This window comes from Polymorphobacter fuscus, assembly GCF_011927825.1.
GTDB lineage: Bacteria > Pseudomonadota > Alphaproteobacteria > Sphingomonadales > Sphingomonadaceae > Sandarakinorhabdus > Sandarakinorhabdus fusca.
The window spans coordinates 489,120-512,244 of sequence record NZ_JAATJI010000001.1 but is presented as its reverse complement, the minus strand read 5'-3'; the positions used below and the strand labels follow the sequence as shown (position 1 = coordinate 512,244).

Annotated in this window: 21 protein-coding genes and 1 tRNA gene; 14 read left to right on the top strand and 8 right to left on the bottom strand. The window is 67.3% G+C overall.

All coding sequences use genetic code 11. From position 1 onward, the window contains the following. The first annotated feature begins 7 nt into the window (after positions 1-7). Complete coding sequence (locus GGQ62_RS02475; protein WP_152576644.1) at positions 8-1,321, top strand: sensor histidine kinase; 1,314 nt, start codon at positions 8-10, stop codon at positions 1,319-1,321. A 90-nt stretch (positions 1,322-1,411) separates the two neighbouring features. Here GGQ62_RS02475 and GGQ62_RS02470 read toward each other — a convergent pair whose 3' ends face one another. Continuing rightward, positions 1,412-1,720, bottom strand: coding sequence for a chorismate mutase (locus GGQ62_RS02470; protein WP_152576645.1), 309 nt, complete (start codon positions 1,718-1,720; stop codon positions 1,412-1,414). A 113-nt stretch (positions 1,721-1,833) separates the two neighbouring features. Between GGQ62_RS02470 and GGQ62_RS02465 the strand changes: the two genes are divergently transcribed. The 10 genes from GGQ62_RS02465 to ccoS all read left to right on the top strand — a co-directional run bounded on the left by GGQ62_RS02465 (position 1,834) and on the right by ccoS (position 10,936). Further along, on the top strand, positions 1,834-2,847 hold the full coding sequence (locus tag GGQ62_RS02465; RefSeq protein ID WP_152576646.1) for a polyprenyl synthetase family protein: 1,014 nt from the start codon (positions 1,834-1,836) through the stop codon (positions 2,845-2,847). 6 nt (positions 2,848-2,853) lie between these two features. After that, positions 2,854-3,132, top strand: a complete 279-nt coding sequence (locus tag GGQ62_RS02460; RefSeq protein ID WP_152576647.1) for an ETC complex I subunit — start codon at positions 2,854-2,856, stop codon at positions 3,130-3,132. 115 nt (positions 3,133-3,247) lie between these two features. Next, the gene (ccoN, locus tag GGQ62_RS02455) at positions 3,248-4,888 is read left to right on the top strand and encodes a cytochrome-c oxidase, cbb3-type subunit I (protein WP_152576648.1); all 1,641 of its coding nucleotides are present in this window, start codon (positions 3,248-3,250) and stop codon (positions 4,886-4,888) included. 11 nt (positions 4,889-4,899) lie between these two features. Next, positions 4,900-5,652 (top strand): cytochrome-c oxidase, cbb3-type subunit II, encoded by a 753-nt coding sequence (gene ccoO, locus GGQ62_RS02450; RefSeq protein ID WP_152576649.1) that lies wholly within the window; start codon positions 4,900-4,902, stop codon positions 5,650-5,652. Continuing rightward, positions 5,649-5,816, top strand: coding sequence for a cbb3-type cytochrome c oxidase subunit 3 (locus GGQ62_RS02445; protein WP_152576650.1), 168 nt, complete (start codon positions 5,649-5,651; stop codon positions 5,814-5,816). The genes ccoO and GGQ62_RS02445 overlap by 4 nt, the downstream gene beginning before the upstream one ends. Then, positions 5,794-6,699 (top strand): cytochrome-c oxidase, cbb3-type subunit III, encoded by a 906-nt coding sequence (ccoP, locus tag GGQ62_RS02440; protein WP_152577063.1) that lies wholly within the window; start codon positions 5,794-5,796, stop codon positions 6,697-6,699. Before GGQ62_RS02445 ends, ccoP begins: the two co-directional genes overlap by 23 nt. Next, positions 6,686-8,206: a cytochrome c oxidase accessory protein CcoG gene (gene ccoG / locus GGQ62_RS02435; protein ID WP_152576651.1), complete on the top strand. Its 1,521-nt coding sequence runs from the start codon at positions 6,686-6,688 to the stop codon at positions 8,204-8,206. The genes ccoP and ccoG overlap by 14 nt, the downstream gene beginning before the upstream one ends. After that, complete coding sequence (locus GGQ62_RS02430) at positions 8,203-8,652, top strand: FixH family protein (protein WP_152576652.1); 450 nt, start codon at positions 8,203-8,205, stop codon at positions 8,650-8,652. Before ccoG ends, GGQ62_RS02430 begins: the two co-directional genes overlap by 4 nt. Then, complete coding sequence (locus GGQ62_RS02425) at positions 8,649-10,772, top strand: heavy metal translocating P-type ATPase (RefSeq protein ID WP_152576653.1); 2,124 nt, start codon at positions 8,649-8,651, stop codon at positions 10,770-10,772. The genes GGQ62_RS02430 and GGQ62_RS02425 overlap by 4 nt, the downstream gene beginning before the upstream one ends. Then, a complete protein-coding gene (gene ccoS, locus GGQ62_RS02420) occupies positions 10,769-10,936 on the top strand; it encodes a cbb3-type cytochrome oxidase assembly protein CcoS (protein WP_152576654.1) in 168 nt (55 codons plus the stop codon). Before GGQ62_RS02425 ends, ccoS begins: the two co-directional genes overlap by 4 nt. 211 nt (positions 10,937-11,147) lie before the next feature. Here ccoS and GGQ62_RS02415 read toward each other — a convergent pair whose 3' ends face one another. The 7 genes from GGQ62_RS02415 to GGQ62_RS02385 form a co-directional block, all read right to left on the bottom strand. After that, positions 11,148-11,771, bottom strand: coding sequence for a response regulator transcription factor (locus GGQ62_RS02415; RefSeq protein WP_152576655.1), 624 nt, complete (start codon positions 11,769-11,771; stop codon positions 11,148-11,150). Continuing rightward, positions 11,764-12,969, bottom strand: coding sequence for a PAS domain-containing sensor histidine kinase (locus GGQ62_RS16665; protein ID WP_243446604.1), 1,206 nt, complete (start codon positions 12,967-12,969; stop codon positions 11,764-11,766). Before GGQ62_RS16665 ends, GGQ62_RS02415 begins: the two co-directional genes overlap by 8 nt. Before the next feature lie 44 nt (positions 12,970-13,013). After that, on the bottom strand, positions 13,014-13,823 hold the full coding sequence (locus GGQ62_RS02405) for a universal stress protein (protein WP_152576656.1): 810 nt from the start codon (positions 13,821-13,823) through the stop codon (positions 13,014-13,016). A 140-nt stretch (positions 13,824-13,963) separates the two neighbouring features. Beyond that, entirely contained in the window at positions 13,964-17,089 is a 3,126-nt protein-coding gene (locus GGQ62_RS02400) for an efflux RND transporter permease subunit (protein WP_167649444.1), read from the bottom strand. Then, complete coding sequence (locus GGQ62_RS02395) at positions 17,086-18,216, bottom strand: efflux RND transporter periplasmic adaptor subunit (protein WP_152576658.1); 1,131 nt, start codon at positions 18,214-18,216, stop codon at positions 17,086-17,088. The genes GGQ62_RS02400 and GGQ62_RS02395 overlap by 4 nt, the downstream gene beginning before the upstream one ends. Then, a complete protein-coding gene (locus GGQ62_RS02390) occupies positions 18,213-19,538 on the bottom strand; it encodes a TolC family protein (protein WP_152576659.1) in 1,326 nt (441 codons plus the stop codon). The genes GGQ62_RS02395 and GGQ62_RS02390 overlap by 4 nt, the downstream gene beginning before the upstream one ends. 336 nt (positions 19,539-19,874) lie before the next feature. Next, positions 19,875-19,964 (bottom strand) — tRNA-Ser (locus GGQ62_RS02385). A 105-nt stretch (positions 19,965-20,069) separates the two neighbouring features. On the opposite strand from GGQ62_RS02385, the gene GGQ62_RS02380 reads away from it, so the two are divergent. Genes GGQ62_RS02380 through GGQ62_RS02370 form a run of 3 tightly spaced genes read left to right on the top strand, consistent with a single transcriptional unit; the run spans position 20,070 to position 23,122 of the window. Next, positions 20,070-21,185 (top strand): lytic murein transglycosylase, encoded by a 1,116-nt coding sequence (locus GGQ62_RS02380; RefSeq protein ID WP_152576660.1) that lies wholly within the window; start codon positions 20,070-20,072, stop codon positions 21,183-21,185. Beyond that, positions 21,166-21,939 carry a septal ring lytic transglycosylase RlpA family protein gene (locus GGQ62_RS16525; RefSeq protein WP_279380558.1) on the top strand — a complete coding sequence of 258 codons (774 nt, stop codon included), beginning with the start codon at positions 21,166-21,168 and terminating at the stop codon, positions 21,937-21,939. The genes GGQ62_RS02380 and GGQ62_RS16525 overlap by 20 nt, the downstream gene beginning before the upstream one ends. A 25-nt stretch (positions 21,940-21,964) precedes the next feature. After that, positions 21,965-23,122: a D-alanyl-D-alanine carboxypeptidase family protein gene (locus tag GGQ62_RS02370; protein ID WP_152576662.1), complete on the top strand. Its 1,158-nt coding sequence runs from the start codon at positions 21,965-21,967 to the stop codon at positions 23,120-23,122. The last annotated feature ends 3 nt before the right edge of the window (positions 23,123-23,125 follow it).

The following is a 23,125-nucleotide window of genomic DNA, read 5'->3' as shown; positions in this document are numbered from 1 at the left end:
CCTCAGGATGATCGCGCTTGCCGCGGCGTGGATCATCCCGCTGCTGGCGGTCGGCGGCTATGCGCTTGACCGCGTGCTGGTCGGGACGATCACCCGCAGCTTCGATGCCCAGCTGGAATTCACCCTGTCGGGGATGATCAACGCCGCCGACATCGATGAAACCGGTGCGGTCCGGTTCCTGCGTCCCATGGGCGACCAGCGCTTTTCGGAACCTTATTCGGGCCTTTACTGGCAGGTTTCGGCGAGTGAACAGCCGGTCTTTCCGTCGCGGTCGCTGTGGGATCGGGTGCTGGGGCCGGCACCTTCTGCGCTTTGCGTGACGCCGTGCCGCTATGCCAGCCGCAGCTTTCCGGGTGAACCGCTGCGCGTCGTCGGTCGCACGCTGCGGCTGCCGGGATCGCCGACGCGCTTTTACTTCCAGGTGGCGCAGTCGACCCGCGACCTCGACGCGCAGACCCGCGAGCTGCGGACCATCCTGTTCTGGTCGCTCGGCGTCCTCGGTGTCGGCCTTCTGGCGTTGGCGGCGCTGCAATCGACCTATGGCCTGTCGCCGCTCGGCCGGGTCAGCCGCGCCATCGGCGCCGTACGGTCGGGCCAGGCCAAGCGCGTGCCCGAGGATTTTCCGATCGAAATCGCGCCGCTTGTCAGCGAGATCAACGAGTTGCTGGAATATACCGAACACCAGGCCGAAGCGGCGCGCCGGCACGCCGGTAACCTTGCCCATGCCCTCAAGACGCCGATGAGCGTGCTCATCGGCGAGACCCAGGGCCGCGCCGATCCGCTGGCACAGGTGGTGGCGTCGCAGGTGCAGGTGATGCGGCGCCACGTCGACCACCAGCTGGCGCGCGCCCGGGCGGCCGGCCAGCGCGGCAATTCATCGGCGCGCACGGACGTCTGGCAGGCCGTGGAAGCTATCGTGCGGACGGTAAGTCGCATTCATATCGGCCGCGACGTCACGATCGACCTTGCCGGCGACCGGTCCAAGATGTTCCGCGGCGAGCGGCAGGATCTCGACGAGATGGTCGGCAATCTGATCGACAATGCTGCCGTCCATGGCGGCGGTCGGGTGTTCGTGACAATCAGCGGTGAGCCCGGCTGCGTCGACATCATCGTCGAGGATGACGGCGCCGGCATTCCCGCTGCTGCGCGCGACAAATTGTTCGAACGCGGCGAACGGCTCGATACCGACAAGCCGGGGACGGGGCTCGGGCTCGCCATCGCGCGCGACGTGGCGGAGCTTTACGGCGGGTCGATCAGCCTTGCGGATTCCGAGGATCTCGGCGGGCTGATGGTGCAGTTGCGATTGCCGGCCGCAGTCTAGCTTGCGTTCCGAGGTCGGGAAAACACGCTAATCATTTGATTCGCGGTCATTTGCCAATCTCCGGACAAAGGCATCGGAGCCCCATCTACGCTAGGCGCCGTGCTGGCCGACCGCAGCTGTCTGATGGTGACGAATGACTTCATCGATGATGAAGCGCAGGAACTTTTCGGAAAATTCCGGGTCGAGATTGGCCGAGGCGGCCAGCGCGCGAAGCCTCGCGACCTGCGCCGTCTCACGGCCGGGATCGGCGGGCGGCAGGCCGCTGCGCGCCTTGTAGCGACCGACGGCCTTGGTGATCTTGAAGCGTTCGGCGAGCATGAAGACAAGCGCCGCGTCGATGTTGTCGATGCTCTCGCGATAGGCGGCCAATGTGTCGTCGCCCGGTGTCTCGTCCGCCATGCCGTTTCCTTGCTGTTGCCGTACCGATGTTGGCGCCGCACTTTTGCGGCGGATGCGCGCGGTGGCAAGGGACGGGGTTGCACCTTTGTGATCTGACGGTAAGGACTGTCGGCGTGACTGCTACCGTTCATTCCCTGCGCAACCGCCCGCCAGCGTCGATCGACCGTCTCGTGGCGTTGACGGCGCCCGGCCTGACCGCGGTCAACCATGTCATCATCGACCGCATGCAATCGCCGGTGGCGTTGATTCCCGAGCTTGCCGGGCACCTTATCGCCGGCGGCGGCAAGCGGTTGCGGCCGATGCTGACCCTGGGGTGCGCGGCGCTGCTCGAATATGGCGGTGCCCGTCACCACAAGCTGGCGGCCGCAGTCGAATTCATCCACACGGCGACGCTGCTCCACGACGATGTCGTCGACGCATCGGGGCTTCGCCGTGGCAAGGCGACCGCCAATCGGCTGTGGGGCAATCCTGCCAGCGTTCTGGTCGGCGACTTCCTGTTCAGCCGGTCGTTCGAGCTGATGGTCGAGGATGGCTCGCTCAAGGTCCTGAAGATTCTCAGCCACGCTTCGGCAATCATTGCCGAAGGCGAGGTCGCGCAGCTGACGGCGCAACGCAATGTCGAGACCGGCGAAGATCGCTATCTCGAGATCATCACCGCCAAGACCGCCGCCCTGTTCGCCGCGGCCTGCCAGATTGCGGCGATTGTCGCCGAGCGTGACGCGAGTGTCGAGGCGGCGTTGCAGGCCTATGGTCGCAACCTGGGTATCGCCTTCCAGCTGGTCGACGACGCCATCGACTATGTCTCCGACGCCGACACGATGGGCAAGGATTCGGGCGATGATTTCCGCGACGGCAAGATCACGCTGCCGGTGATCCTTGCCTATGCGCGTGGCAGCGAGGACCAGCGCAATTTCTGGCGCGAGGCGATGAGCGGCCGGGCGGTCGCCGATGCGGATTTGGCGAAGGCGCGGACCTTGCTGCTGGAAAGCCGCGCGGTCGAGGACACGATGGCGCGAGCGCGTATGTACGGCGCCAAGGCAATAGATGCGATCTCGGGCTTCCCCAATGGCCTGGCAAAGACGGCGCTTGTCGAAACAGTGGAATTCGCCATCGCCCGGGCGTATTGACGCCGGATGCGAGCCCGCCTCTATCAGCGTCCCAAGAACACCATGCAGTCCGGGCGGGCCCGGACCGGCCAGTGGCTGCTGGAAATCGAGCGCGACGAAGCGCAGCGGGCCGATCCGCTGACCGGCTGGCAGGGATCCGGCGATACCGAAACCCAGGTCCAGCTGCGCTTTCCGACGCGTGAGGCAGCGCTCGCCTATGCCCAGGCGCAGGGGATGACGGTCGAAGTCATGCCGCTCGGTCCGGTCACGCTCAAGCTGCAGGCCTACGCCGACAATTTCCGCTGAAGGCCGTCGCTGCGCCCGCCGGGCGTCGTGCCCAGTCCGGGTTAGCCCGTATAGCGGCGACGCAGCAAGCATAGCATCCCGGCGCTGACGACTGTCAGCGAAACGGGGCGATGCAATGCAAGCGGCGATGATACGGGCGGCCGGCTATTTTCTGCTGACATTGCTGACATTGTTCGGCGCGGTCATGTCCGTCGATGCCGGCTTTGCCATGCACATGGGGATCGCCGCGCTGGCGGCGCTGGTCGCGGCGGTGGTGACACTGCGCACCGCCGATGTCACCAACAGCCGCGTCATCGATCGCAGCCAATATGACGACGAACCGATCCGCTGGGGTGTCATCGCCACGGTGTTCTGGGGCGTTGTCGGGCTTCTGGTCGGGCTGACGATCGCCCTGCAGCTGGCATTCCCGGCGCTCAACCTGGGCAGCGAATATACGAGTTTCGGACGGCTGCGGCCGCTCCACACGTCGGGCGTCATCTTCGCATTCGGCGGCAACGCATTGATCGCGACAAGTTTTTATGTCGTCCAGCGCACCTGCCGGGCGCGGCTGGCGTTTCCGTCGCTCGCGCGCTTCGTGTTCTGGGGTTACCAGCTGTTCATCGTGCTGGCGGCCACCGGCTATGTCATGGGCGTTACCGAAGCCCGGGAATATGCCGAACCCGAATGGTATGTCGACCTGTGGCTGACGATCGTCTGGGTCGCTTATGGCGCCGTGTTCATCGGCACCATCGTCCGCCGCCGCGAACCCCATATCTATGTGGCGAACTGGTTCTACCTCGCCTTCATCATCACCGTGGCGATGCTCCACATCGTCAACAACCTGTCGATGCCGGTCAGCCTGTTCGGATCGAAGTCCTATTCCGCCTTTTCGGGCGTCCAGGATGCCCTGACGCAATGGTGGTACGGGCACAATGCGGTCGGCTTTTTCCTGACCGCCGGCTTCCTCGCGATGATGTACTATTTCGTGCCGAAACAGGCGGAACGGCCGATCTATTCCTATCGGTTGTCGATCATCCACTTCTGGTCGCTGATCTTCCTCTACATCTGGGCCGGGCCGCACCACCTGCTGTTCACCGCGCTGCCCGACTGGGCGCAGACACTCGGCATGGTGTTCTCGATCATGCTGTGGATGCCGAGCTGGGGCGGGATGATCAACGGCCTGATGACGCTCAACGGCGCCTGGGACAAGATCCGCACCGATCCGATCATCCGCATGATGGTCATGGCGCTCGCCTTTTACGGGATGAGCACCTTCGAAGGCCCGATGATGTCGATCCGGTCGGTCAATTCCCTCAGTCACTATACCGACTGGACCATCGGCCATGTCCATTCCGGCGCGCTCGGCTGGAACGGCATGATCACCTTCGCCTGCGTCTATTACATGGCGCCGCGGCTGTGGAAGCGGGAACGCCTGTACAGCCTGCGGATGATCAACTGGCATTTCTGGACGGCGACGATCGGAATCGTTCTCTACACCGCGTCGATGTGGGTGGCCGGGATCATGCAGGGGCTGCTGTGGCGCGAATATGGCGCTGACGGCTATCTGGTGAACAGCTTCGCCGAAGTCGTCGCCGCCATGCACCCGATGTACCTGATCCGGGCCGCTGGCGGCGTGCTGTACCTGACCGGCGCGCTGATCTTTGCCTTCAACATCGCCATGACGATCGCCGGGCGCATCCGCATCGAAAAGCCGATGACCGAGACGCCCTACAATGCTGCTGCCGACCGGCCGCTGCTCGCCCAACCTGCCGAATAGGGGCAAAGACGATGGCCAACGATCCGCATAACCCCGACAAGGGGTTCTCCCACCGCACCATCGAGCGCAATGTCACCTTGCTCGCGGCGCTGTCGCTTGTCGTCGTGGCAATCGGCGGCCTCGTCGAGATCGCGCCCCTGTTCTGGATCGATTCGACCATCGAGAAGGTCGAAGGGGTGCGCCCGTACACGCCGCTCGAGCTTGCCGGCCGCAACATCTACATGCGCGAGGGCTGCTACAACTGCCACAGCCAGATGATCCGGCCGTTCCGCGACGAGGTCGAGCGCTATGGCCATTACAGCCTGGCAGCGGAGAGCATGTACGACCACCCATTCCAATGGGGGTCGAAGCGCACCGGGCCCGACCTGGCCCGCGTCGGCGGCCGATATTCGGATGGTTGGCACGTCCAGCACCTGAAAGATCCCCGCAGCGTCGTGCCGGAATCGATCATGCCGACCTATGCCTTCATGGCGACCCGGCCGCTTCAGGCCGGCGACATGCGCGACCATCTGACCGCGCTGCGGCGCGTCGGCGTGCCCTATACCGACACGGATATCGCCAAGGCCAATGACGACCTGAAGGCGCAGGCCGATCCCGAGGCCGATACGGAATCGCTGAAGGCACGCTACCCCAAGTCGCAGGCGCGCGACTTCGACGGCAACACTCAGGAGCTGACCGAGATGGATGCGCTCGTCGCCTATCTCCAGATGCTGGGCACGCTCGTCGATTTCGAGGCCGCCGCGCCGCAGGAGACGGCGAAGTGACCTACGACGAACTGCGACACCTCGCGGACACCTGGGGTCTCGTCATGATGGCGGTGACCTTCGTCACCTTCGTCGGCTGGACCTTTCGCAAGGGTTCGACCCAGCGGCTGCATGACGCCGCCAACATGATCTTCAAGGATGATGAAGATGACCAAGCGCATTGACGCGCCCACCGGCACCGAGACGGTCGGTCACGAATGGGACGGTATCGAGGAGCTCGACACGCCGCTGCCGCGCTGGTGGCTGATGATCTTCGTCGCCTGCGTGGTGTTCGCCATCGGTTATGTCGTCGTCTATCCGGCGATCCCGATGCGCCACAGCGCCACCCAAGGGGTCATCCGCTGGAACAGCCGGGCGGACTATCAAGCCCAGGTCGCGGCGGACACGGCCCGGCGGGCACCGATCAACCGTGCCATCGCGGCAACGCCTGTCGAGCAGCTGCCCCAACATCCGGCGCTGCTGCGGGCGGCGGTCGAGGGCGGCCGCGCGGCGTTCAAGGTGCATTGCGTCCAATGCCATGGCGCCGGGGCCGCCGGATCGGTGGGCTATCCGAACCTCAATGACGATGACTGGCTGTGGGGCGGTGACCTGAAAAGCATCGAATACACCCTTATCAACGGCGTCCGGAACCCCGACCATGACGCGACCCGCTTTTCGCAGATGCCGGCGTTTGCCGACATATTGCAGCCGGCAGAGATCAACCAGCTGGTCAGGCATGTCCGCAACATCTCGGGGCAGGGCAAGCCGAACGCCGCCGGGGCGGCCTTGTTCGCCGCCAATTGCGCTGCCTGCCATGGCGCGGAGGGCAAGGGCGGCCGCGAGTTCGGCGCGCCGAACCTGACCGACGGCATCTGGCTCTATGGCGGTGACGAAGCGGCGCTGCGCACGACGATCACCTATGCCCGTGCCGGTGTCATGCCGCGCTGGAACGCCCGGCTCGACCCGGTGACCATCCGCATGCTGGCGGCCTATGTCCATTCGCTCGGCGGTGGAGAGGCCAACCCCGCGGCGGTCCTGGCCGAAGGGAAGGTCGATGGCGGCGCTTGACCTCATCAGCCCGAACAGCCCGCTCTATTCCAAGCGCAAGGGCGTCTATCCCAAGGCGGTCAATGGCTTTTACCGGCGGTTGAAGTGGCTGGTGATGGCGGTGACGCTGACCATCTATTACGTCACGCCGTGGCTGCGCTGGGACCGCGGCCCCTATGCGCCCGACCAGGCGGTGCTGATCGATCTGGCGCATCGACGCTTCTACATGTTCTCGATCGAGATCTGGCCGCAGGAATTCTATTATGTCGCCGGCCTGCTGGTCATGGCCGGCATCGGCCTGTTCCTGGTCACGAGCGCCGTCGGTCGGGCCTGGTGCGGCTATGCCTGTCCGCAGACGGTGTGGACGGACCTGTTCGTGCATGTGGAACGCCTGACCGACGGGGACCGCAATGCCCAGATCCGGCTGGCCAGGGCGCCGATGACGCCCGGCAAGGCGGCGAAGCGGTTCACCAAGCACGCGATCTGGATCGCCATTGCCGTGGCGACGGGCGGCGCGTGGATTTTCTACTTCGCCGACGCGCCGACGCTGGCGGTCGCCTTCGTCACCGGCAGTGCGCCGTTTGTTGCCTATGCGACCGTGGGTGTGCTGACCGCCACGACCTATATCCTGGGCGGGCTGATGCGCGAGCAGGTGTGCATCTACATGTGCCCCTGGCCGCGCATCCAGACGGCGATGCTCGACGAGAAGTCGCTGATCGTCACCTACAAATATTGGCGCGGTGAACCGCGGACGCGCGGGCTGAAAAAGCCGGTGCCGCAGTTGGCCGACTTCCCCACCGAAAGCATCAACATCGCGATGCGCGCCGGTCGGGCCGGGGATTGCATCGATTGCGACAGCTGTGTCGCCGTCTGCCCCACCGGCATCGACATCCGCGAAGGGCCGCAGATCGGGTGCATCACCTGCGCGCTGTGCATCGACGCCTGCGACAAGGTGATGGCGCAGATCGGCCGGCCGCGCGGATTGATCGACTATGCGACGCTGGAAGATGCCGTGGTGGAAAAGGCCGGCGGCGCGCCGCGGCCGGTGCTCGGGACCTTGTTGCGGCCACGTACGCTGGTGTATTTCGCCATCTGGGCGGGGATCGGCGGCGCCATGCTGTTCAGCCTGGGCGAACGGTCGCGGCTTGACATCAGCGTCGCGTCCGATCGCAACCCGCGCTATGTCCAGCTGTCCGACGGCAGCATCCGCAACAGCTATACGGTCAAGCTGCGCAACATGGAGGCGCGGCCGCGCGGCGTGGATGTGTCGGTGTCCGGGTTGCCGGGTGCCGTGATGTGGACCGAAGCGGGCAGCCGGGATACGGCCGGTCCCAGCACCCGCGTGACGTTGGCGCCCGACGCCACCACGCAGCTGCGATTGTTCGTGGCGGCGCCGGCCGACGGCAGCGAACACAGCCGGTTCCACTTGCAGGCCCAGCCGATCGACGGCGTGCCCGGCAGCAAGGAAGCGCGGCCGGCGCGGGATGACGTGACCTTCGAACGCCCCGAAAGGGAGGATGCGCAATGAGCCGCGGCTTTACCGCACGCCATATGTGGATGGTGATGATCGGCTTTTTCGGCCTCATCATCGCGGTCAACTTCACCATGGCGTGGTTCGCCAGCAACACCTTCGGCGGCACCGTTGTCGAGAACAGCTATGTCGCCAGCCAGCGCTACAATGGCTGGCTGGCGGCGGCGCGCGTGCAGAAGCAGCTCGGCTGGTCGCCGACGCTGGCGGTCGACGCAGGCCGTCATGTCACAGTCGCGGTGGCAGGCGGGGCGCCGCAGGGCTTCACCGCCACCGGCACTGCGCGTCATCCGCTGGGGCGGGCCGCCGACGTGCCGCTGGCCTTCACGATCGGGGACGACAATGTTCTGCGCAGCGATGCGGCGTTGCCGCGCGGACGCTGGCATGTTGCCGTCGCCCTCCACCGCGGCAGCGACGTGATGCGGCTGGGCGCGACCTTGCAATGAACGCGCCGACCTTGCCGACCCCGGGCACGCCATTGCCCGAAACGCTGTTTTCCGTGCCCGGGATGCGCTGCGCCGGCTGCATTGCCAAGCTGGAAAGCGGACTGGCAGCGGTGCCGGGGGTGGCAGCGGCGCGCGTCAACTTCACCGCCAAACGGGTGACGGTCACCCATGCGGCGCTGTCGGACGCGGCGCTGGCAGGGGCGTTTGCCGGACTGGGGTTCGAGGCCGTGCCGCTTGCCGACGTCATGGCCGCGGACGATGGCAGCGAGAGCCGCGAATTGTTGCGCGCGGTGGCGGTCGCCGGCTTTGCCGCGATGAACGTCATGCTGCTGTCGGTATCGGTCTGGGCGGGCGCGGCGGGGCCGACGCGCGACATGTTCCACTGGTTGTCGGCAATGATCGCCTTGCCGGCGATCGCCTATGCCGGGCGGCCATTCTTTCGCTCGGCCTGGCGCGCGGTGCGGGCCGGGCGCACCAACATGGACGTGCCGATCACCATCGGCGTGGGGCTGGCAACCGCGCTCAGCCTTTATGAAACGATCACCGGCGGCGCCCATGCCTATTTCGACAGCGCGGTGATGTTGCTGTTTTTCCTGCTGACCGGCCGCTGGCTCGATGCGGTCATGCGCGACCGGGCGCGCGACGGCGTCACGGCCTTGCTGCGCCACACCGCACCGGGGGCGCTGGTACGGCAGGGCGACGGCGGCACGGCCTGGGTCAAGGCGGCCGACTTGCGGGTCGGGATGGTCATGATCGTCGCAGCGGGGGAGCGGCTGGCAGCCGATGGCGAGGTCATCGCCGGGCGCAGCCATTGCGACCAGTCGCTGCTGACCGGGGAAAGCCTGCCGGTGCAGGTGCTGCCGGGGGACCGGGCACTCGCCGGATCGATCAATATCGATGCCCCTTTGACGGTTCGGATCACCGCCGCGGGCGCCGCCACCGGGATCGCCGATATTGCCCGGCTGATGGAATCGGCGGGCCAGTCCCGGTCGCGCTATGTCCGCATCGCCGATCGCGCCGCGCGGCTGTATGCGCCCGCCGTGCACGGGCTGGCGCTGATGAGCCTGATCGGCTGGCTGGCGGCGGGGGCAGGGTGGCACCAATCGCTGCTGATCGCAGCCGCCGTGCTGATCATCACCTGTCCCTGCGCACTCGGGCTGGCGGTGCCGGCAGCGCAGATCGTTGCGGCCGGGGCGTTGATGCGCGGCGGCGTGCTGGTCAAGGACGGGTCGGCCCTCGAGCGGCTGGCCGAGGCCGATGCCGTGGTGTTCGACAAGACCGGGACGCTGACGCTGGGACGGCCGCAGCCGCTCGACCTGGCGGCGCTTGCCATGGCGGACAAGTCGCTGGCATTGGCGCTGGCCGAACACAGCCGGCACCCGCTCAGCATGGCGCTGCGCCGTGCACTGACGGCCGAGGCCGTGGTGCCGGCGCCGGTCAGTGACGTGGCCGAAGTGGCCGGCATGGGCGTATCGGGCGTCTGGCAGGGCCAGAAGGTGGCGCTGGCGCGACCCGCCGCGGATGCGGCCGACGGCCTTGCCTGTGTGCTGACGGTCGGCGATGCGCCGCCGCGGCTGCTGCGTTTTGCCGATCCGCTGCGCCCCGATGCGGCGGCAACGGTGGCGCGCTTGTCCGCCATGGGGCTGCCGGCTTCGATCCTGTCGGGGGACCGGGCGGCGGCCGTGGTGCCGGTGGCGGACGTGCTGGGCCTGCCGGCGCGCGCCGGGCTGTCACCGCAGGACAAGCTGGCGGCGATCGGTGAAATGACAATGGCCGGCGCGCGGGTGCTGATGGTCGGCGACGGGTTGAACGATGGTCCGGCGCTCGCCGCCGGCCATGTCGCGATGGCGCCGGCGACGGCCAGCGACGCCAGCCAGAATGCCGCGGACGCGGTGTTCCTGGGCGACAGCCTGGCACCCGTCGCGATCGCAGTGGGCGTGGCGCGGGCAACGGCGCGGATCGTGCGGCAGAATTTTGCAGCGGCGATCGCCTATAATGTCGTTGCCGTACCGCTGGCGATCGCCGGGCAGGTTACGCCGCTGGTCGCGGCGGTCGCTATGTCGGGATCGTCGATCCTTGTCGTCGCCAATGCGCTGCGGCTGCGGAGCGCGGCGCGGTGAACGGGCTGATGATCCTGATCCCGGTGGCGCTGGCGCTGGGCCTGGCGGGACTGGCGGTGTTTTTCTGGACGTTGCGGCATGGCCAGTATGACGATCTCGACGGCGCCGCGGTGCGGATCCTGATCGACGACGACACGCCGCTCGGGGGTGACGATGCAGGATGAGCGCCTTCTGCGATGGCTGCCAGCGCTGTGTGCCGTGGTGATGCTGGCCGGCAGCAGCGCGGCCGCGATGCCGCCGGGTCGGGCGACGCTGTGCAGCGGCGGCAGCGTGCCGGTGCCGGGGCAGCAGCCGGATGACTGTGACAAGGCGTGCCACGCCGGCTGTGGGCGCCGCAAGGGGCGCCCTTGAAGCGTCCGCCCGCCAATGACAGGATCAGTCCTGGCCGAGCGACCCCACACGCGCGGTAAAGGCGATCCGCAAGGCATCGGACAGGCTGTTTACGGCGAGTTTGGACATCAGGTTGGCGCGGTGGATTTCGACGGTGCGCGGGCTGATGCCGAGGTCATAGGCAACGACCTTGTTCGAATGGCCGTTGACGAGGCCCTCGAGCACATCGCGTTCGCGCGGCGTGAGAACGTTCAGCCGCGCCTGTGCCGTCTCGGCGAGCCGGTGCAGTTCCTCGCGGCCCTGGTTGTGGACATGCGCCTGGTCGATGGCGGCGAGCAGCGTCGCCTTTTCGAAGGGCTTCTCGATGAAGTCGACGGCGCCGGCTTTCATGGCGCGGACGGCCAGGCCGACATCGCCATGGCCGGTGATGATGACGACCGGCAGCATGATGCCGCGCGCGCGCAGCGTCTGCTGGACGGCCATACCGTCGATGCCGCTGAGGCGAACATCGAGCAGCACGCAGCCCGGCGCGAGGCCGGCGGCGACCTTGAGAAATTCTTCCCCCGATTCAAAACCGATCACGGTGATCCCGGCAGTCTTGAGCATGAAGCTGACCGAGCGGCGTACGGCGGCTTCATCGTCGACGAGATAGACGGTCGGTTCAGTCATCGGGATGCTGCGCGGCGGCGGCGCGGACGAGGCTGAAGTGAAAGGCGGCACCGCCGATATCGGCGGGTTCGGCCCAGATGCGGCCGCCATGGGCCTCCACGATGGTGCGGCTGATCGACAGGCCAAGTCCCATGCCCTGCTCCTTGCTGGTCTGGAAGGGTTCAAAAAGATGCTGCTGGATGGTGTGCGAAAGGCCGGGGCCGCTGTCGGCGACGGTGATGACGACCATGTCGTCGCCATCGGCACGGCTGCGGATCTCGATACGGCGACGCGCGGCGCCATGCCCCGGGCCGGACAACTGGCGCTGCCCGGCACCCTGGATCGCCTCGACGGCGTTGCGGATGAGGTTGAGCAGGACCTGCTGGATCTGGATGCGATCGACCAATACGTCGTCGGCAAGGCTGTCGAGGCGAATGCTGACGTCGATGGCGGCAACGCCCGTCCCGGTCAGCGCCAGGGCATTGGCTTCGGTCACCAGGCGTCGCAGGCTTTCGATATGCTTTTCGCTTTCGCCGCGGGCGATGAAGTCGCGAAGCCGACGGACGATCTGGCCGGCGCGGATCGATTGGCCGGCGGCTTCGTCGAGCGCTTCGCGGACCATCTCGAGCGCCGCCGCATCGGGGGTGTCGAGGAGGTCGCGGGCGCCTTCCATGTAATTGGCGATCGCGGTCAGCGGCTGGTTGAGCTCATGCGCGAGCGCGGCGGCAAGCGAACCCATGGCACTCACCCGCGAGATATGGCTCAGTTCGACCTGGAGGTCGTTGAGCCGGCGTTCGGTTCGCTGCCGTTCCGAAAGATCGCGGATGAAGCCGGTGAAGACGCGGCCATGCGGGGTGTCGGCATCGCCGATCGACAGTTCGATGGGGAAATTGCTGCCGTCGCGCCGCCGCGCCGTGGTCACCCGGCCAATGCCGATGATGCGGGCGACGCCGGTCGTCATGTAGCGGTCCATATAGGCGTCATGCGCCTCGCGGTCCGGATCGGGCATCAGCATCTTGACATTCTGTCCGGCGACATCGCCTTCGGCATAGCCAAACATGCGTTCAGCAGCGGCGCTGAACGACAGGATGGCGCCGTGCGAATCGATGACGATCATGGCGTCGGGGACAGTGGCCAGGATCGACTGCTGATAGGCCGCGTCGCCTTCGAAGCCGACAACGCTGCTGCCCTGTGGCGATGGAGTTCGAAAGGGGCACACAAGCCTGTCTAGGCCCGGGGCAGCCCTTGTTCAATCTCTGCGCGTCAATGTGCCAGCAGCAATGGCACCGTGGAGGACTGGATCAGTTCGCGCGTCACGCCGCCCAGCACCGTTTCGCGCAGCCGGCTGTGGCCATAGGCGCCCATGACGACGTAGCGCGCGTCGAGCTCGGTCGCGGCGTGGCGGAGGGCAACGGCGGTTCGACGCCCCTTGGCGGGCCATTCATGGACTTCGCAGGCGATGCCATGGCGGGCGAGGAACAGGGCGGCATCGGCCGCCGGCGCCCCGGGGCGATCATCGCTGACTTCGACGATATGGACACAGGCGGCGCGCTTGAGCAGCGGCAAGGCAAGCCGCATGGCGTGGGCCGCCTCGGCCGAGCCATTCCATGCCAGCATCGCATCGGCGTTGGCGGCAAAAGCCTTCGCGCCGATCGGGACGACCAGCACCGGGGCATTGTTGTGGAGGACGACATCGGCGACGATCGGCAATGGGTCATCGGCACCCTGGCGACCTGCAACCGGCTGGCTGATCACGAGCACATCGGCGAGCCGGCTTTGCGCGATCAGCGTTTCGATGACGGCGCCGTCGAAGCAGCGCCAGTCCCAGGCAACGCCTTCCTGGCGCAGCCGCGCCTCGAGGTCCTGGCGAAAGCGGTGGTCGTGCGCGTGGATGGTCTCGATCATGGCCGACAGGCCGAAGAAGCCCCCCAGCGGGTCGATCCCCAGCGGTTCCAGCCCGACAAGCTGCAGGCAGGTGATATGGGCATCGGCGGCGCGCGCCAGGTCGATGGCGATCTGCAGGCGGCCGGCTTGCTCGCTGTCATCATGGATGTGCAGCATGATGGTTTTCACGCCCGTCGCTCCCGGCAGGCGCCGCAGCCCGTGCGGCGACCCGAAATCACATTGCCGGATCGGGCGCAGCTGCGATTTACGGAAGAATACGGAGCCACCCCGGTCCGATGTCAGGCCGGGATGGCGGCCGGTTCGCCAGCTTACGTCAAAGCCTGCGCGCCCGCGTCGTTGCGGCTCAGCCGGCGCAGCGCCAGCGGCAGCAGCACCAGCATGAACAGCGTCGCCGAGACGATGCCGCCGACAATGACACAGGCGAACGGGCGCTGCGTTTCCGACCCGATGCCGGTGGACAGCGCTGCCGGCAACAGCCCCAGCCCTGCCATCAGCGCCGTCATCAGGATCGGCCGCAGCCGGTCGACGGGCCCTTCGAGGATGGCGCGGTCGATCGGCATGCCGTCGCTGATCAGTGTCGTCACATGTTCGAGCATGACGACACCGTTCTGCACCGAAATGCCGACGACGGCGATGAAGCCGACCGCGGCGGACACCGACAGATGCAGGCCCGCCAACCCCAGCGCCGCCATGCCGCCGATCATGGTGAAAGGCACCATGGCGAGGATGACGGCGGCGAAGCGCACCGATTTGAACGCACCGAACAACAGTGCGAAAATGCCCAGCAGCGCGATGGGGACGATGATCGACAGGCGCTTCATCGCGCGCTGCTGGTTTTCGAACTGGCCGCCCCAGGTCATGCGGTAACCGGCCGGCAACCTGACCTGTGCCGCGACGGCCTTTTGCGCATCGGTGACGAAACCGCCCTGGTCACGGCCCGACACATTGGCCTTGACCGCGACGTTGCGGCCGCCGGCTTCGCGGCTGATCCGCGAGGCGCCCATGCGCACGTCGATGCGGGCGATTTCGCCGAGCGACACCGTGCCGCCGGCGGGCAGGGGGATCTGCAACTGCGCCAGATCGTCGACGGCGTTGCGCTGGTCCTCGGCAAAGCGCGCCACGATGTCGAACTTGCGGTCGCCTTCATAGGCGGCGCCGACGACAGCGCCGCCGAAGGCCGCCTGGATGGCGGCATTGGCATCGCCGGGGTTGAGCCCCAGCCGCGCCATGGCGGCGCGGTCGAGCACAGCGCGAAGCTCGCTTTGCCCGCCGACCTTGATGGCGGCGACATCGGCAGCGCCCGGCACGGCGGCGACGACGCGGGCAGTGCGATCGGCCAGCGCCTCCAGAACGGCGAGATCGGGGCCGAAGATCTTGATGGAGATTTCGCCCTTCACGCCCGACAGACTTTCCTCGACGCTGTCCTCGATGACCTGGCTGAAGTTGGTCGGCACGCCCGGCATGACATCGACGCGGCGGCGCATGTCGTTTTCCAGTGCCTCCTTGGTCGGAAACTGCGCGCGCCATTCGTCGCGCGGCTTGAGGTCGATCAACATCTGCAGGCTCGATGGGCCCTTGGGGTCGGTGCCGTCATCGGGGCGGCCGGTTTCGGACACGACCTGCCGGACTTCGGGATAGGTCAGCATGATGTGGCGGATGGTCGATTCGACCTTGCGTGTCGTCTCCATCGCCGCCGACGGCGCCAGCTGGACGGTCAGCCAGATATTGCCTTCATCGAGCTTGGGCAGGAACTCCGACCCCAGCTTGGGCACCAGCACCCCGGTAACGACAAGCGCGGCGATGGAGAGGGTGAAGATCAGCCTGTCGCGCGGCGCCGCCCAGTCGAGCACGCGGCGGTAGCGGTCGCGCAGCCGGTCCATCCAGGCGATGTGCTTTTCGGCCATATCGTGGCGGGTGACGAGCAGCGACAGCACCGCCGGCAGGAAGGTTAGTGTCAGCACCAGCGCCGCAAGCAGCGCAAAGGTGAGCGTCAGTGCCACGGGGGAGAACATCTTCCCTTCGACGCGCTGGAAGGTGAAGATGGGAACAAAGGCCATGATGATTATGGCCTTGGAAAACAGGATCGGCTTGCCGAGCGTGCCGACCGTGCTGCGGACGACGCCTTCCTTCTGGTGGTTGCTCAACAGCCCGCCATGGCGGGCCGCCTCGATGGCAAGGCCGACCATCATCGCCTCGACAAGCACGACGGCGGAATCGATGATGATGCCGAAATCCACCGCCCCCATGGAAATGAGGTTGGCCGGCACATTGACCTGGTAAAGCCCGGCAAAGGCCGCGAGAAGCGCCAGCGGGATGATCGCGGCGACAGCGAGCGCGGCGCGCCAGTTGCGCAGGAAGACGAGCAAGATGGCGGTGACCAGCGCCGCGCCGACGAGCAGGTTTTCCGCCACTGTCTCGACGGTGCGATCGATCAGCTTGGTGCGCTGATAGGTGGCGCGGATCTTCAGCGGCGCATGGCCTTCGCGCCGGGCGTCGAGCTGGAACTGGCTGTTGAGCCCGTCGACGGCCGCCTTGATGCCCTTGACTACTTCCGCGGCATTCTGATGCTTGATCATCAGCACGACACCTTCGGACACATCGTCCTGGCGGTCGTTGGCGACCATGCCGCTGCGCTCGGGCGTCCCGATGACCACTTCGCCAAGGTCGCCCACGCGCACGGTGCGGCCGTTCTGCGCCTTGACCAGCGTGTTGGCGACATCGTCGATACCGGTGTAAAGTCCGACGCCGCGCACCACCACCGCCTCGTCACCGCGTCGCATGATGCCGCCGCCGACGTTGCTGTTGGCATTGCCGACCGCGGTTTCGACGTCGGCCAGGGTAACGCCATAGCGCTTCAGCGCCTCGGGCTGGATGCGGATCTGATATTGCTTGATCGATCCGCCGAAGCTGGTGACATCGGCAACTCCGGGCACCATGCGGATGGCGGGACGGATGACAAAATCCTGGATGGCGCGCGCCTCGTACAGGGGCATGCCGGCGGGCTTGTCGATGACATAGCGATAGACTTCGCCAACGGCGGTGCTGAGCGGGGCGAGGCTGGGCACCACGCCATCGGGCAGGTCGGCATCGCGCAGCTTTTCCAGCACCTGCGACCTTGCGAAATAATCGTCCGTGCCGTCCTGGAAGATCAGCGTGACCACCGACAGCCCGGTGATCGACACCGATCGCATGTTGCTGACCCCGGGCGTGCCGGCGAGCGCGCGCTCGATCGGCAGCGACACGGCGCGTTCGACCTCCTCGGGCGCCTGGCCGGGCTGCTGGGTGATGATGACGACCTGGACGTCCTGAACATCCGGGAACGCTTCGATCGGCATGTTGAGGACGGCGCGCACGCCGATCCCGATCAACGCCGCCACCATGATGAAGACGAACAGCCGGTTCTTGGTCACAAAGCGCGCGAGGCTGTCGATCATTGTTCACCCGCCATCTGGGCGTTGAGCAGCAGCGCGCCTTCGCCGACGATCTTGTCGCCATCCTTCAGCCCGGCGGTGACATAGGACGCATCCTCGCCGCGCACGCCGACGGTCACCGGCAGCCGGCGGAATGTGCCCGGTGCATCGACGCGGAAGACATAGGATTTCAGCCCCTGTTCGAACAGCGCGGCGTTGGGGACGCGGATCGCGGTTTCGCCGTCGTCGGTCACGAAACGCGCCCGGGCGAACATTTCCGGCTTCAGCGCCAGGTCGGGGTTGGGCACTTCGGCGCGCACCTGGATGCGGCGGGTGGCCGGATCGACGGCAAGGCCGATGCGGGTGATCTTGCCGGCGAACCGCCGCCCGGGAAAGGCGTTGACCTCGAACAGGATCGCTTCGCCGACGCGGGCGCGCGCAATGGCGGTTTCGGGCACGTCGACGAGCAGCCACAGCCGCCGCGGATCGGTGACGGTGAACAACGGGCTCTGGCCCGGCGTCAGCTGCTGCCCGGCTTCGATCTGGCGGTCGAGGACATAGCCGGCGACGGGGCTGGTCAGCGACAGGTCGGTGCCTGCGCCGCCACCGAGATTGCGCAACCGCAGCCGGGCGCGGGTCAGTTCGGCATCGGCCGAGCGTGCCTCCGCATTGGCGGCTTCGAGGTCGCGGCGAGCAAGGGCATCGCCTTCGAACAGGGTACGGGCGCGGTCGGCGGCGCGGCGCTTGAGGTCGGCATCGGATTCGGCCTCCAGCTTGTCGGCAGTGGCCTGTGCCAGATCGGGGGCGTCCATGCGCGCCAGCGCCTGTCCGGCGCGCACCGGGCCGCCGATGTCGACGAGCACGCGGGTGACCCGGCCGGCGACGGGGGCGCCGACGCGCGCGGTCAGATCCTCGTTGACGGCGATGCGCGCATTGAGATCGGCCGACACGGGCAGGGGGCCGGAACGTGCCGCCACGATCTCGATGGCGTCGAGGTCGGGGGACCCGGCCGGAAAGCGGATGACGCCAGGCTCGGTGGCGACGGCGGCGGGCGGCGACGTGGTTGGCGCCTGGGTCGGCGCCTTGTCGCAGCCGGCCAGCAGCATTGCGCCCAGCAGCGCCGTTGCAACCGAAAGTTTGCGGCCGGTCATTGCGTCTCCTCGGGGGTTTCGGCCGCCGCCTGGCGGGCCCGCGCCTTGGCTTCGTCGGCATGGGCATCGATGGCGGCAAGCGCGATCGCCAGCAGGGTTCGGCGTGCATCGAGCAGATCGACCAACGCCATGGCGCCGCGTGCATAGGCGAACTCTGCTGTCGCTGCGGCCTTGCGCGCCGATGGCAGCAGGTCGTCGTCGTAGCGGGCGCGGCGCGCGCTCGCGTCTTCGGCGGCGCGGCGGGCGGTGGCGATTTCGGCCGTGGCGACGGCGCGAACCTTGGCGGCGTTGGCCTCCGCCTGGTTGCGATCGACACTGGCGGAATCGATCTCGCCGGAATAGCGATTGCCGACCTGCAACGGCACCGAAAAGCCAAAGCCGATGCTGCTTCCGGGCGTGTTGCCGCCATGTTCATATTGGGCGCCGATGCTGATGTCCGGGTGGCGCAGGGCGCGGGCGCCTTCATAGGCATAGCGCGCGGCGGCGATGCGTTCATCCGCCGCGCGGACATCGGGCCGTGCCGACACGATGGTATCGATATCGCGATCGGCATTGACCGCCGGCCGCTGCCAGCCGCCGATGGTCTGCAGCGTGGCGGCATGCGGCTCTTCGCCGATCAGGACGGCCAAGGCGAGCTGGGCTTCGCGGCGGTCGCTGGCGATCCGCGACAAGTCGCTTTGGGCGCGCAGCATCTCGACGCGCTGGCGCGACAGGTCGCCGGCCGAAATGGCGCCGGCCTGCAGGCGGCGTTCCGCCAGCAGCTGGCTCTGGCGGTAGGACGCGGCGATGCCGTCATACAGCGCCTGCCGCTGCTCGGCCGCCAGCAGGTCCGTCCAGGCGCCGACGACATCGGCGCGGACCTGGCGCTGCGTGTCGGCAACATCGCTGCTTGCGGCCTGAAGGCTTGCCCGCGCCGACCCCACCCGCGCCCGGCGCTTGCCGCCCCGCTCGATCGGCTGGTCGATGCGGGCGACATCATCGGCCATGTTGCTGACCGCATCGGGAAAGACATGGCCGGTGCGCAGCGACGTGGCGCCCAGGCTGAGCACGGGGTTAGGAAAGGTATCGGCACTGCGCAGCCCGGCGGCGGCGGTGCGCACGGCGTTGCGGGCGCTGACCACATCGATATTCTCTGTCATTGCAGCGTCGATGGCGGCATCGAGCGAGACGAGCGTCGGGGCCTGTGTCGACGTGGCGGCGGGCGGCGCCAGAGCAATCGCGGCCGGCGCTGCACCGGCTGGACAGACGCCGCCGAACAGCGCGGCACCCGCCATCAGCAGCCGTGCCGCGCGATATCGTTGGGTTCTGGGCAGCGTGGTCATGGTCACCGGGGGCGGGTCTCGATCGGGATACGGCAGGGAGAATGTCCATCGGCAGCAGCGTCGTCCGCCACGGCCTCGAGACCCGCGCTAGACCAGTCACTGCATCCGGATCGTCGCCCGGCGATGAAAGTTTTTTCATGCGTGACAGCGACCGCGAATATTACGGTGACGGAATGGGAATAGCGTTGGCAGGCCGGCGCATCGTCCTGTGTCGCACCACAAGATCGTGTGCGTCGCCCTTCAGCCGCCGGTCGGGGTGAATTTCGCTGAGCTGCAAGCGATCGCCGTGGACCGGTACAGGATCGACCCGATCTTCGATCGCGCCGCAAGCCGACCTGGCGGAAGGGGTGGGATTCGAACCCACGGTGAAGTTGCCCCCACGACGGTTTTCAAGACCGTTGCCTTAAACCACTCGGCCACCCTTCCGGACCAATCTCTCTTGCCGGGCGCGGGCGCGGGTCGCAAGTCCCGAGTTGCCGGATCGGGCGCAACCGTCTGGCAACGCCGGCGATCGTGTGCCATGACCGCTGCATGTCGCGTACCCCCTCGTTTTTCACCGCCATCATCGGCGCCGCCCTGCTCGCCAGCTGCGCCGCGCCGCAACGGGAGCCAGCCCCGGTGCCGGCGCCCCCGCCAGCCCCGGTTCCGGCCGCCCCGGTGCCGCGTCCCGCCCCGCCGCCGCCGGCAGCGACCGGCAGCTTTGCCGAATGGCTGGCGCGCTACCGGACCGCGGCGCTGGCCCGCGGTGTTGCGCCGGCGACGCTCGACGCGCTGTTCAACGGCATGGTCCCGTCCGACCGGGTCATCGAGCTCGATCGTGCCCAGCCGGGCGACAGCGGCGGCGCTCCGGCGCGGTTCGACAACTATCTGGCACGGCGGCTCGATGCCTCGCGCATCAACGGCGGCAAGGCGGCGCTCGACCGATCGACCGCGCCGCTTGCCAAGGCGCTGGCAACATCCGGGGTGCCGGCCGGAGTCATCATCGGCGTCTGGGGAATGGAAACCAGCTATGGCCGCGTCACCGGGGATTTCGACGTGGTGCGCAGCCTGGCGACGCTGGCCTGGGAAGGTCGGCGCCGGGCGCTGTTCACCAAGGAACTCGATGCCGTCGTCGACATCATCGACCAGAAGCGCGCAACCCGCGCCCAGCTGATCGGCAGCTGGGCCGGCGCCATGGGGCAACCCCAGTTCCTGCCCTCGTCGTACCTCGCCTACGCCGCCGATGGCGATGGCGATGGCCGCAGCGACATTTGGGGGTCGGAGGCCGACACCATCGCGTCGATCGGCAATTATCTGGCGCGGCACGGCTGGCAGGCCGGCATCGGCTGGGGCTTTGCCGTGCAGGTGCCGGCGGGCTTCGACCGTGCTGCGGTGCGCAACCCGGTGGCGCCGACGACTTGCGTGCGGCCGCTCGAACGTCACAGCAAATGGCTGCCGGCGTCGGAATGGCAGCGGATGGGGCTGACCACGACCGGCAGCTGGCCGGCGCCGGCGACGCCGATGTCGCTGGTGGAGCCGGACGGGCCGGGGCAGGGCGCCTGGCTGACGACCGGCAACTACCGCGCCATCCTCGGCTATAATTGTTCCAACTTCTATGCGCTGTCGGTGGCGCTGCTGGGCGATGCCGTTGCCGGGCCGCAGCATTAGCCTGGCGCTGCTGCTTGTCCTGGCCGCCTGTGCCGGCAAGCCGCAGCGACCGGCCTATAACAAGGCGTTCAATCCGGCTGCCGTCAAGATCGGCAAGCCCTATCAGGTCGGCGGTGTCTGGTACACGCCGGGCGACGACCGGACCTATGAAGCGCGCGGCATAGCCAGCTGGTATGGGCCGGGGTTTCACGCGCTGAGCACCGCCAATGGCGAACGCTACGACCAGGACGACGTTACCGCCGCGCACAAGACCCTGCCGATGCCGAGCTGGGTCGAGGTCGAGAACCTCGACAACGGCCGTCGGCTGGTGGTGCGAATCAACGATCGCGGGCCCTTCGTCGATGGCCGGATCATCGACTTGTCGCGGCGGTCGGCACAGCTGCTGGGGGTCGACAAGGTCGGGCTGGCGCGGGTGCGGGTGCGCCGCGTCTATCCGGACAAGGCTTATCCGGCGACAATGCCGGTCCCGCCCGTGGTCGTCGCGGCGCCGGCGCCCGCCCCGCTGACGCCCCCGCCACTGGCGCAGCCCGGCCGCCCGATCTTCGTCCAGGTCGCCGCCCTGGGTGATCCCGGGCGCATCGCGTGGCTGACGGGTTATCTGGCAAGCTTCGGACCCGTGGCCACCGAAGTCGCACCGTCGGGGCTGACCCGCGTCCGGCTCGGCCCCTATGCCGACCCTGCGGCCGCGACCGCTGCGCTGGCGCAGCTGCGCACCGCGGGCTACAGCGAGGCGAGACTGATTCCTTCAAGTTGATCCCTAGCGCGAAAGCCCAGCCCTGATGCGTCCCGTATTGTTTGCCTTGCTGTTTTCCGTCGCCGCCACGCCCGCGCTGGCACAGAAGCCGAGTTTCACCACGCCTGCGGTCTATGCCTATATGAAGGACATTTCGAGCGGCAAGGTGCTGTATTCGAAGGAAGCGGACACGCGCATCCCGCCGGCGTCGATGGGCAAGATGATGTCGGTCTATGTCGCGTTCGACATGCTCGAGCGCGGCGATGCTACGCTTGAGCAGAAGATCCTGGTCCGGCCCGAAACCTGGAAGAAGTGGCACTCGCAAGGGTCGACGATGTTCCTGTCGGTCAACGAACAGGTGAGCGTGGAGAACCTGCTGCACGGCATCGTCACCCTGTCGGGCAATGACGCCTGCGTGGTCCTTGCCGAAGGGCTCGGCGGCACCGAAGAGAATTACGTCGCGCTGATGAACCGCGCCGCCAAGAAGATCGGCGTCACCAACTCGCAGTTCGCCAACACCAACGGCTGGCCCGACCCCAATGAATATGTGACGGCGCGCGACCTGGCCTTGATCGCCGAGGCGACGATCCGCGACTTTCCCGACCTGTACAAGAAGTTCTACGGCACCGAAAAATTCACCTGGGGCAAGACGCTGGGCAAGGGAGAGGCGATCACCCAGCCCAACCGCAACCCGCTGCTGGGGCGGATCAGCGGCGCCGATGGCCTGAAGACCGGCCATACCGAGGAAGCCGGATATGGCTTCACCGGCTCCGCCGTCCAGGGCGGCCGGCGGCTGGTCATGGTCGTTGCCGGCCTGTCGTCGTTCAACGAACGGATCGGCGCTTCGGTCGATTTCATGAGCTGGGGCTTCAATGCCTGGCAGGGCATCCCGGTGCTGAAGGCCGGACAGGTCGTCGGCAAGGCAGCGGTGGCCGGCGGCGTCGTCCCCGATGTGACGATGGTTTCACCGCGCGACACGATGGTCACCGTACCCCGCGGGCTCGGCAGCGAGCGCAAGACCCGGGTGGTCGCCGTGCCCGGGTTGAAGGCACCTATCGCCAAGGGCCAGAAGGTCGGCGAGATGCTGGTGTCGGTCCAGGGCAACCCCGATACGCGGCTGCCGCTGGTCGCTGGCGCCGCGGTCGAGGAAGCCGGTCCGGTGCTGGCGGCGTGGCTGTGGCTGAAGTCGCTCGTGGGGATGTAAGGC

Coding starts and splice junctions, on each gene's coding strand:
- GGQ62_RS02390 (WP_152576659.1), bottom strand. CDS start 19,538: ATGACCACGCTGCCCAGAACCCAACGATATCGCGCGGCACGGCTGCTG.
- GGQ62_RS02400 (WP_167649444.1), bottom strand. CDS start 17,089: ATGATCGACAGCCTCGCGCGCTTTGTGACCAAGAACCGGCTGTTCGTC.
- ccoP (WP_152577063.1), top strand. CDS start 5,794: ATGAAGATGACCAAGCGCATTGACGCGCCCACCGGCACCGAGACGGTC.
- GGQ62_RS02370 (WP_152576662.1), top strand. CDS start 21,965: ATGCGTCCCGTATTGTTTGCCTTGCTGTTTTCCGTCGCCGCCACGCCC.
- GGQ62_RS02430 (WP_152576652.1), top strand. CDS start 8,203: ATGAGCCGCGGCTTTACCGCACGCCATATGTGGATGGTGATGATCGGC.
- GGQ62_RS02460 (WP_152576647.1), top strand. CDS start 2,854: ATGCGAGCCCGCCTCTATCAGCGTCCCAAGAACACCATGCAGTCCGGG.
- GGQ62_RS02380 (WP_152576660.1), top strand. CDS start 20,070: ATGTCGCGTACCCCCTCGTTTTTCACCGCCATCATCGGCGCCGCCCTG.
- ccoG (WP_152576651.1), top strand. CDS start 6,686: ATGGCGGCGCTTGACCTCATCAGCCCGAACAGCCCGCTCTATTCCAAG.
- ccoN (WP_152576648.1), top strand. CDS start 3,248: ATGCAAGCGGCGATGATACGGGCGGCCGGCTATTTTCTGCTGACATTG.
- GGQ62_RS02475 (WP_152576644.1), top strand. CDS start 8: ATGATCGCGCTTGCCGCGGCGTGGATCATCCCGCTGCTGGCGGTCGGC.
- GGQ62_RS02470 (WP_152576645.1), bottom strand. CDS start 1,720: ATGGCGGACGAGACACCGGGCGACGACACATTGGCCGCCTATCGCGAG.
- GGQ62_RS02395 (WP_152576658.1), bottom strand. CDS start 18,216: ATGACCGGCCGCAAACTTTCGGTTGCAACGGCGCTGCTGGGCGCAATG.
- GGQ62_RS02415 (WP_152576655.1), bottom strand. CDS start 11,771: ATGACTGAACCGACCGTCTATCTCGTCGACGATGAAGCCGCCGTACGC.
- GGQ62_RS02425 (WP_152576653.1), top strand. CDS start 8,649: ATGAACGCGCCGACCTTGCCGACCCCGGGCACGCCATTGCCCGAAACG.
- ccoO (WP_152576649.1), top strand. CDS start 4,900: ATGGCCAACGATCCGCATAACCCCGACAAGGGGTTCTCCCACCGCACC.